Below are 7,147 nucleotides of genomic sequence, written 5' to 3' on the forward strand. Positions count from 1 at the left end.
CTCGTTGCCGGCCTGATCCGCGGCAAGCGCGCCGAAGACGCGATGAACATCCTCGCCTTCTCGAAGAAGGCGATGGCGGTTGATGCGCGCAAGGTGCTCGCCTCGGCGATTGCCAATGCCGAGAACAACCACAACCTCGATGTCGACGCACTCGTCGTCGCCGAGGCTTCGGTCGGCAAGTCGATCACGATGAAGCGCTTCCACACCCGTGGTCGCGGCAAGTCCACGCGCATCCTGAAGCCGATCTCGCGTCTGCGGATCGTGGTTCGCGAAGCCACTGGTGAGGAGGCCTGATCATGGGTCACAAGTCGAACCCCATCGGTCTGCGCCTGCAGATCAACCGCACCTGGGACAGCCGCTGGTATGCGGAAGGCCGCAACTACCAGACGCTGCTTCGTGAAGACCTTGCCATGCGCAAGTTCATCATGGAGCACCTGCCGCAGGCCGCCATCTCGAAGGTGGTGATCGAGCGTCCGGCCAAGCTGTGCCGCGTTTCGATCTATGCCGCCCGCCCGGGTGTCATCATCGGCAAGAAGGGCGCGGACATTGAAAAGCTGCGCAGCCAGCTTGCCAAGATGACCGCGAGCGATGTGAAGCTCAACATCGTCGAGATCCGCAAGCCGGAAATCGATTCCAAGCTCGTTGCGCAGGGCATTGCCGACCAGCTCGTTCGCCGCGTGGCTTTCCGCCGTGCGATGAAGCGCGCGGTGCAGTCGGCGCTCCGTCTCGGTGCCGAAGGCATCAAGATCACCTGCGGCGGCCGTCTCGGCGGTGCGGAAATCGCCCGCGTCGAGTGGTACCGCGAAGGCCGCGTGCCGCTTCACACGCTTCGTGCGAACATCGATTATGCCGAAGCCGTGGCGCACACCGCCTATGGCGTGATCGGCATCAAGACCTGGATCTTCAAGGGTGAAATCCTTGGTCACGATCCCATGGCGCAGGACCGGCTGATGATGGAGGCTCAAACCTCCGGCGTCCGTCCGGCTCGCTAAGGTAGGTATAAAGCCATGTTGCAACCGAAAAAGACCAAGTTCCGCAAGGCCTTCAAGGGCCGGATCAAGGGCGACGCCAAGGGCGGCACGGACCTGAACTTCGGGTCCTACGGCCTCAAGGCGCTCGAGCCGGAGCGGGTTACCGCTCGCCAGATCGAAGCCGCTCGCCGTGCGATCACGCGCCACATCAAGCGCCAGGGTCGTCTCTGGATCCGTGTGTTCCCGGATGTGCCGGTGTCGAAGAAGCCTGCCGAAGTCCGTCAGGGCAAGGGCAAGGGTTCGATCGAATACTGGGCAGCCCGCGTGAAACCGGGTCGCATCCTGTTCGAGCTCGACGGCGTTGCCGGTCCCCTCGCGGCAGAGGCGTTCAGCCGCGCTGCGATGAAGCTGCCGATCAAGACCAAGGTCGTTGCCCGCCTCGGCGACACCTCGCACCTCGGAGGCGAATGATGGCCAAGTTTGAAGATCTGCGCGTCAAGTCTGACGACCAGCTCCAGGCGGATCTGTCCGAACTGAAGCGCGAGGCGTTCAACCTGCGTTTCCAGGCGGCAACCAACCAGCTCGAACGGCCGGCCCGCATCCGCGAAGTCCGCCGCGACATCGCCCGCATCAAGACGCTGCAGACTGAGCGTTCTCAGTCGGCCAAGGCGTAAGGAAAAGACTATGCCCAAGCGTATTCTGATCGGGACGATCGTCTCGGACAAGACCGACAAGACCGTGGTGGTCAAGGTTGAGCGCAAGGTGAAGCACCCGCTCTACGGGAAGATCATCCGCCGCTCGAAGAAGTACCACGCCCACGACGAGACCAACTCGTTCAAGGCCGGTGAGACCGTGCGCATCGAAGAGACCGCGCCGATTTCGAAGCTGAAGACGTGGAAGGTTGTTGACCGCGTGCAGGCCGGCAAGGCCGCCGCGATCGAAGCCGACGTCTAAAGGCACAACAGTTTTGGAACTGCCGGACTGGTTCCGGCAAGCCAGTGAGAAGGAACCGGATCAATGATCCAGATGCAGTCCAATCTCGAAGTCGCTGACAACAGCGGCGCGAAGCGCGTCCAGTGCATCAAGGTGCTGGGCGGGTCGAAGCGCCGTTTCGCCAGCGTCGGCGATGTGATCGTCGTGTCGATCAAGGAAGCGCAGCCGCGTGCCCGCGTCAAGAAGGGCGACGTGCACCGTGCGGTGATCGTGCGTACCCGCAAGGATGTGCGCCGCGCCGATGGCAGCGTGATCCGCTTCGACACCAATGCCGCTGTGCTCGTCGGCAAGAACGAAGAGCCCATCGGCACGCGTATCTTCGGCCCCGTGGTGCGCGAACTGCGCGCCCGCGGCTTCATGAAGATCATCAGCCTTGCGCCGGAGGTGCTGTGATGGGTGCCGCGAAGATCAAGAAGGGTGACAGCGTCATCGTCCGTTCGGGCAAGGACAAGGGCCGCACCGGTACGGTGCTGCAGGTCCTCCCCAAGGAAGACAAGGTTGTCGTGGCCGGCGTGAACATCGCCGCGCGTCACCGCAAGCCCACCCAGGAAAACCCGCAGGGCGGCATCGACCGCCGCGAGGCTCCGCTGCACATCTCGAAGGTGGGCATTGCCGTTGACGGCAAGCCGACCCGCGTGCGCTTCGAAACGAAGGACGGCAAGAAGGTCCGCGTGGCCGTCAAGTCCGGGGAGACGATCGATGGCTGATAAATACGTGCCCCGCATGAAGGCGAAGTACGAGGCCGAGGTCGCTACCGCGATGCAGGCCAAGTTCGGCTACGCCAACCACATGGAGATCCCCCGGATCGAGAAGATCACGCTCAACATGGGCGTGGGCGAGGCGAGCCAGGACAAGAAGAAGGTCACCACCGCTGCTGCCGAGATGGAACTCATCGCGGGCCAGAAGCCGGTGATCACCAAGGCGAAGAAGTCGATCGCGCAGTTCAAGCTGCGTGAAGGCATGCCGATCGGTTGCAAGGTGACCCTGCGCCGCGAACGCATGTACGAATTCCTCGACCGTCTCATCACCATCGCGATGCCCCGCATCCGCGACTTCCGGGGCCTCAACCCCAAGTCGTTCGACGGCCGCGGCAACTACGCGATGGGTCTGAAGGAGCAGATCATCTTCCCGGAGATCAGCTACGATCAGATCGAGAAGGTGCGCGGCATGGACATCATCGTCACCACCACCGCCAAGACCGACGACGAAGCGCGCGAGCTGCTCCGTCTCTTCGGTTTCCCGTTCCCGCGCGAAGCTGCTGAAGAGCAGAAGGCCGCCTGAGGATGTCCCGGCTCGAGCCGAATGGCTCGCCAAGGTTTTGAAGAAGAGAGCTTAAGTCCATGGCGAAACTGAGTTCCATCAACAAGAATGAGCGTCGCAAGAAGCTCGTTCAGAAGTACGCGGCGAAGTACGCTGCGCTGAAGGCTGTCGCAGACGACGAGAAGCTCGATGAAACCGAGCGCCTCATCGCCCGCCTCAAGATGGCCGAGCTGCCGCGCAACGCGAACCCGACCCGCGTGCGCAACCGCTGCAACACCACCGGTCGTCCGCGCGGCTACTACCGCAAGTTCGGCCTCTGCCGCGTCGAACTGCGCGATCTCGCCAACAAGGGGATGATCCCCGGCGTGACCAAGTCGAGCTGGTAAGGATCACGAGATGGCATTGACCGATCCCCTGGGTGATATGCTCACCCGCATCCGCAACGGCCAGCAGGCGAAGAAGGACTCGGTCCTTTCGCCCGCTTCCAAGCTGCGTCTCCACGTGCTCGAGGTTCTCCAGCGCGAAGGCTACATCCGCGGTTTCACGGAGGACGCCACCGGCGCCCACCCGCAGCTGCGCATCGAGCTGAAGTATTTCGAGGGCCAGCCTGCGATCAAGCACGTTGCCCGCGTCTCGAAGCCGGGCCGCCGCGTCTACTCGGGTTCCAAGGAACTCCCGGTTGTGCGCAACGGCCTTGGCATCACCATCGTCTCGACGCCGAAGGGCGTGCTTTCGGATGCCGAAGCGCGCGCTGCGAACGTCGGCGGCGAAGTGCTGGCGGAGGTGTTCTGATGAGCCGCATCGGCAAGAAGCCGGTGACGATCCCCAGCGGCGTCACCGCGGATATCGCGAACGGCGTGATCACCGTGAAGGGCCCCAAGGGCACTCTCACCCTGAACATGCGTGATGAGATCAGCTACACGGTCGATGGCAACGCCATCATCGTCAAGCCTGCAAACGACACCAAGGCCGCTCGCGCGTTCTGGGGCATGCAGCGCACGCTGGTCGACAACCTCGTTGTCGGCGTGACCGAAGGGTACACCAAGACCCTCAACATCACCGGCGTTGGCTATCGTGCCAACTCGCAGGGCAACAATCTGAAGTTGCAGCTCGGCTACAGCCACGATGTCGATTTCGCGATCCCGGAAGGTATCGAGATCAAGACGCCGGACAACACCACCGTGCTGATCTCGGGTATCGACAAGCAGAAGGTTGGCCAGGTGGCCGCCGAGATCCGCCGCTGGCGCAAGCCCGAACCCTACAAGGGCAAGGGTATCAAGTACGCCGGCGAGTTCATCTTCCGCAAGGAAGGGAAGAAGAAGTAATGGCCAAGCTCTCGCTCTTCGATCGCCGCCGCCAGCGCGTCCGTACCGCGCTCAAGGCTCGTTCCGGTGGCCGTCCGCGGCTGTCGGTGCACCGTTCCGGCCGTCACATCTACGCGCAGATCATCGACGACGCTGCGGGCAAGACGCTCGCTGCTGCCTCCAGCCTTGTGAAGGGCCAGAAGGCGATCGGCGCCACGGTTGATGCCGCCGCGCAGGTGGGCAAGGACATTGCCGAGCGCGCCAAGGCTGCCGGCATCACCACCGTCGTGTTCGATCGCGGCGGCTTCCTGTTCCACGGCCGCGTCAAGGCGCTGGCCGACGCTGCCCGCGAAAACGGGCTGGAGTTCTAAGATGGCTGATGAAACCAACCTGGATGCCGCCCCTGTGGCCGACGTCGCTGCCGACGCTCCCCGCGAAGGCCGTGGTGGTCGCGGTGATCGTGGCCCCGGCCGTGGCCGTGGCGGCAACGACCGCGGCGGCGAGCGTGGTGGCCGTGGCCGCCGTGATGATCGCGGTCGTGGCAATCGCGACGAGGAAGGCGGCGAGGAGCTGATCGAGAAGCTCGTCCACATCAACCGCGTGTCCAAGACCGTGAAGGGCGGCAAGCGCTTCGGTTTCGCCGCGCTCGTCGTGGTCGGCGATGGCAAGGGCCGTGTCGGCTTCGGCCATGGCAAGGCGCGCGAAGTGCCGGAAGCGATCACCAAGGCGACCGCTTCGGCCAAGAAGACCATGGTCCGCGTTCCGCTCAAGGAAGGCCGCACCCTGCACCATGACGGCAAGGGCCGTTTCGGCGCCGGCAAGGTCAACGTCCGCTCGGCGCCCGCCGGTACCGGCATCATCGCCGGTGGTCCGATGCGCGCCGTGTTCGAGAGCCTCGGCGTTGCCGACGTGGTGACCAAGTCGGTCGGCACCTCGAACCCCTACAACATGATCCGCGCGACGTTCGACGCGCTCACCGATCAGACCAGCCCCAAGTCGGTTGCGCAGCGTCGTGGCAAGAAGATTGCCGACCTGCTCGGTCGTGGCGGTGCGGCTCCGGTTGAGGCCGAGGCTGAAGCCGCGGCCATCGTGGAGTAATCAGACATGGCAAAGATCAAGATCAAGCAGATCGGTTCGCCGATCCGTCGTCCCGAAGCCCAGAAGCAGATCCTGATCGGTCTGGGCCTGGGCAAGATGCACCGCGTGGTGGAGCTCGAAGACACCGCCGAAGTGCGCGGTGCGATCGCCAAGCTCCCGCACATGGTGGCCGTGGTCGACTGACCGCGCTGCCCGTTCCGGTTGGACGGGTCATGAAGATGCAAGAAGGCCCCGGCAGAGATGCCGGGGCCTTTCTTTGTCTGGGGGTGGGGTCCGTATATCAAAAGGATATATAGAATAACTGCAAAAAGGCACTTATTGCCCTTATCGTTCGTAGTCATAGTGTCATTTTTCCGTGCTTTTGGGCGACCATGCGCGGAGGCTGACGTTTCGCCCACGCCACCTGCTGTGGTGGCCAGGTGGTGGGTGCCTTTCTCCGCGCCGGATCACATCGATCCCCAATCGGAGAACGGAAAACATGCGCTTCCCCCCCAAGTTTCTTGCCGCGGCCAGCTCGATCGCCATCGGCGTGACCGCGCTCGGCTCGCCCGCCCTGGCCCAGTCGACCGGCTCGGTCGAATTCGAGAAGGAGATCGTCGTCACCGGCACGCGCGGCATCCAGCAGGTGGCCGGCGTCGCTTCGCCCGATACGCCCAAGGCCAGGGCCGTCCTGACGCAGGAGACCATCCAGCGCCAGAACCCCGGCCAGACCATTCTTGATACGATCAACCTGATCCCCGGCGTCAGCTTCCAGAACAACGACGCTTATGGCTCGGCCGGCGGCACGCTCAGCATCCGTGGTTTCGATGCAAGCCGTATCAGCCTGACCTTCGACGGCGTTCCGCTCAACGATTCGGGCAACTACGCGATCTATTCGAACCAACAGCTTGATCCGGAGATCATTTCGGAGGTCAACGTCAACCTCGGTACGACTGACGTCGACAGCCCGACCGCTTCGGCCGTCGGCGGCACGGTGAACTACCGCAGCAAGACGCCGGACCACGATCTCGGCCTGCTCGTCTCGGGCTCGGTGGGTGAATACAACTTCCGCCGCGGCTTCGTGAAGGTTGAGACCGGAGACCTCACGGCCAGCGGTACGCGCGCCTGGTTCTCCGCCAGCACGGCCAAGAACGACAACCCGTTCAACAACTACGGCAAGGTCAACAAGCAGCAGTACAACGGCAAGATCTACCAGCCGCTGGCCGGGGACGATTTCATCTCTATCGCGGCCCACTACAACCAGAACCGCAACAACTTCTTCGGCTCGCTGCCGCTGCGCAACGATGCCAACCGCATCGTGGGTTCGGCTTCGGGCAACCGCTTCCCGGCCAATTCCGGCGAGCGCGGCTACCTCGTCAACTTCCCCTGCACGATTGCCCCCGGCGTGGCGGGCACGGCGGACGCGGCGAGCACTTGCGGCACCGAATTCGATCGCCGCTACAACCCCTGAGAACACCGGGAATAAAAGGGGCCACGGATCGGCCGGTAGCACCGGATTAAAAATGGGCCAGTCCTGCTAGA

Annotated in this window: 14 protein-coding genes and 1 pseudogene; all 15 read left to right on the forward strand. The window is 63.4% G+C overall.

Annotated elements, in window-relative coordinates:
- The coding region (gene rplV / locus K5Q19_RS20570; RefSeq protein ID WP_292949098.1) for a 50S ribosomal protein L22 at window positions 1–294 on the forward strand (294 nt) is incomplete at its 5' end.
- 2 nt (window positions 295–296) lie between these two features.
- Window positions 297–992 (forward strand): 30S ribosomal protein S3, encoded by a 696-nt coding sequence (gene rpsC, locus K5Q19_RS20575; RefSeq protein ID WP_292949101.1) that lies wholly within the window; start codon window positions 297–299, stop codon window positions 990–992.
- Between the two features lie 15 nt (window positions 993–1,007).
- Window positions 1,008–1,442, forward strand: a complete 435-nt coding sequence (gene rplP / locus K5Q19_RS20580; RefSeq protein WP_054121077.1) for a 50S ribosomal protein L16 — start codon at window positions 1,008–1,010, stop codon at window positions 1,440–1,442.
- Window positions 1,439–1,645: a 50S ribosomal protein L29 gene (rpmC, locus tag K5Q19_RS20585; protein WP_292949105.1), complete on the forward strand. Its 207-nt coding sequence runs from the start codon at window positions 1,439–1,441 to the stop codon at window positions 1,643–1,645. The genes rplP and rpmC overlap by 4 nt, the downstream gene beginning before the upstream one ends.
- Window positions 1,646–1,655: 10 nt before the next feature.
- The gene (rpsQ, locus tag K5Q19_RS20590; protein WP_072379290.1) at window positions 1,656–1,925 is read left to right on the forward strand and encodes a 30S ribosomal protein S17; all 270 of its coding nucleotides are present in this window, start codon (window positions 1,656–1,658) and stop codon (window positions 1,923–1,925) included.
- Between the two features lie 63 nt (window positions 1,926–1,988).
- Entirely contained in the window at window positions 1,989–2,357 is a 369-nt protein-coding gene (gene rplN / locus K5Q19_RS20595) for a 50S ribosomal protein L14 (RefSeq protein ID WP_054121079.1), read from the forward strand.
- A complete protein-coding gene (gene rplX / locus K5Q19_RS20600; RefSeq protein WP_292949114.1) occupies window positions 2,357–2,671 on the forward strand; it encodes a 50S ribosomal protein L24 in 315 nt (104 codons plus the stop codon). The genes rplN and rplX overlap by 1 nt, the downstream gene beginning before the upstream one ends.
- Window positions 2,664–3,245 (forward strand): 50S ribosomal protein L5, encoded by a 582-nt coding sequence (gene rplE / locus K5Q19_RS20605; protein ID WP_292949117.1) that lies wholly within the window; start codon window positions 2,664–2,666, stop codon window positions 3,243–3,245. Before rplX ends, rplE begins: the two co-directional genes overlap by 8 nt.
- A 59-nt stretch (window positions 3,246–3,304) precedes the next feature.
- Window positions 3,305–3,610: a 30S ribosomal protein S14 gene (gene rpsN, locus K5Q19_RS20610; protein ID WP_054121082.1), complete on the forward strand. Its 306-nt coding sequence runs from the start codon at window positions 3,305–3,307 to the stop codon at window positions 3,608–3,610.
- Between the two features lie 10 nt (window positions 3,611–3,620).
- Entirely contained in the window at window positions 3,621–4,016 is a 396-nt protein-coding gene (rpsH, locus tag K5Q19_RS20615) for a 30S ribosomal protein S8 (protein WP_067913314.1), read from the forward strand.
- Entirely contained in the window at window positions 4,016–4,549 is a 534-nt protein-coding gene (gene rplF / locus K5Q19_RS20620; protein WP_292949127.1) for a 50S ribosomal protein L6, read from the forward strand. Before rpsH ends, rplF begins: the two co-directional genes overlap by 1 nt.
- A complete protein-coding gene (rplR, locus tag K5Q19_RS20625; RefSeq protein WP_054121085.1) occupies window positions 4,549–4,899 on the forward strand; it encodes a 50S ribosomal protein L18 in 351 nt (116 codons plus the stop codon). Before rplF ends, rplR begins: the two co-directional genes overlap by 1 nt.
- A gap of 1 nt (window position 4,900) precedes the next feature.
- Window positions 4,901–5,626, forward strand: coding sequence for a 30S ribosomal protein S5 (gene rpsE, locus K5Q19_RS20630; protein WP_292949130.1), 726 nt, complete (start codon window positions 4,901–4,903; stop codon window positions 5,624–5,626).
- A gap of 6 nt (window positions 5,627–5,632) precedes the next feature.
- The gene (rpmD, locus tag K5Q19_RS20635; RefSeq protein ID WP_292949133.1) at window positions 5,633–5,809 is read left to right on the forward strand and encodes a 50S ribosomal protein L30; all 177 of its coding nucleotides are present in this window, start codon (window positions 5,633–5,635) and stop codon (window positions 5,807–5,809) included.
- A gap of 295 nt (window positions 5,810–6,104) precedes the next feature.
- A pseudogene (locus K5Q19_RS20640) lies at window positions 6,105–7,073 on the forward strand (TonB-dependent receptor plug domain-containing protein); the annotation flags it as partial.
- Window positions 7,074–7,147 lie beyond the last annotated feature (74 nt).

The organism is Novosphingobium sp. (assembly GCF_019748365.1).
Taxonomy (GTDB): Bacteria; Pseudomonadota; Alphaproteobacteria; order Sphingomonadales; family Sphingomonadaceae; genus Novosphingobium.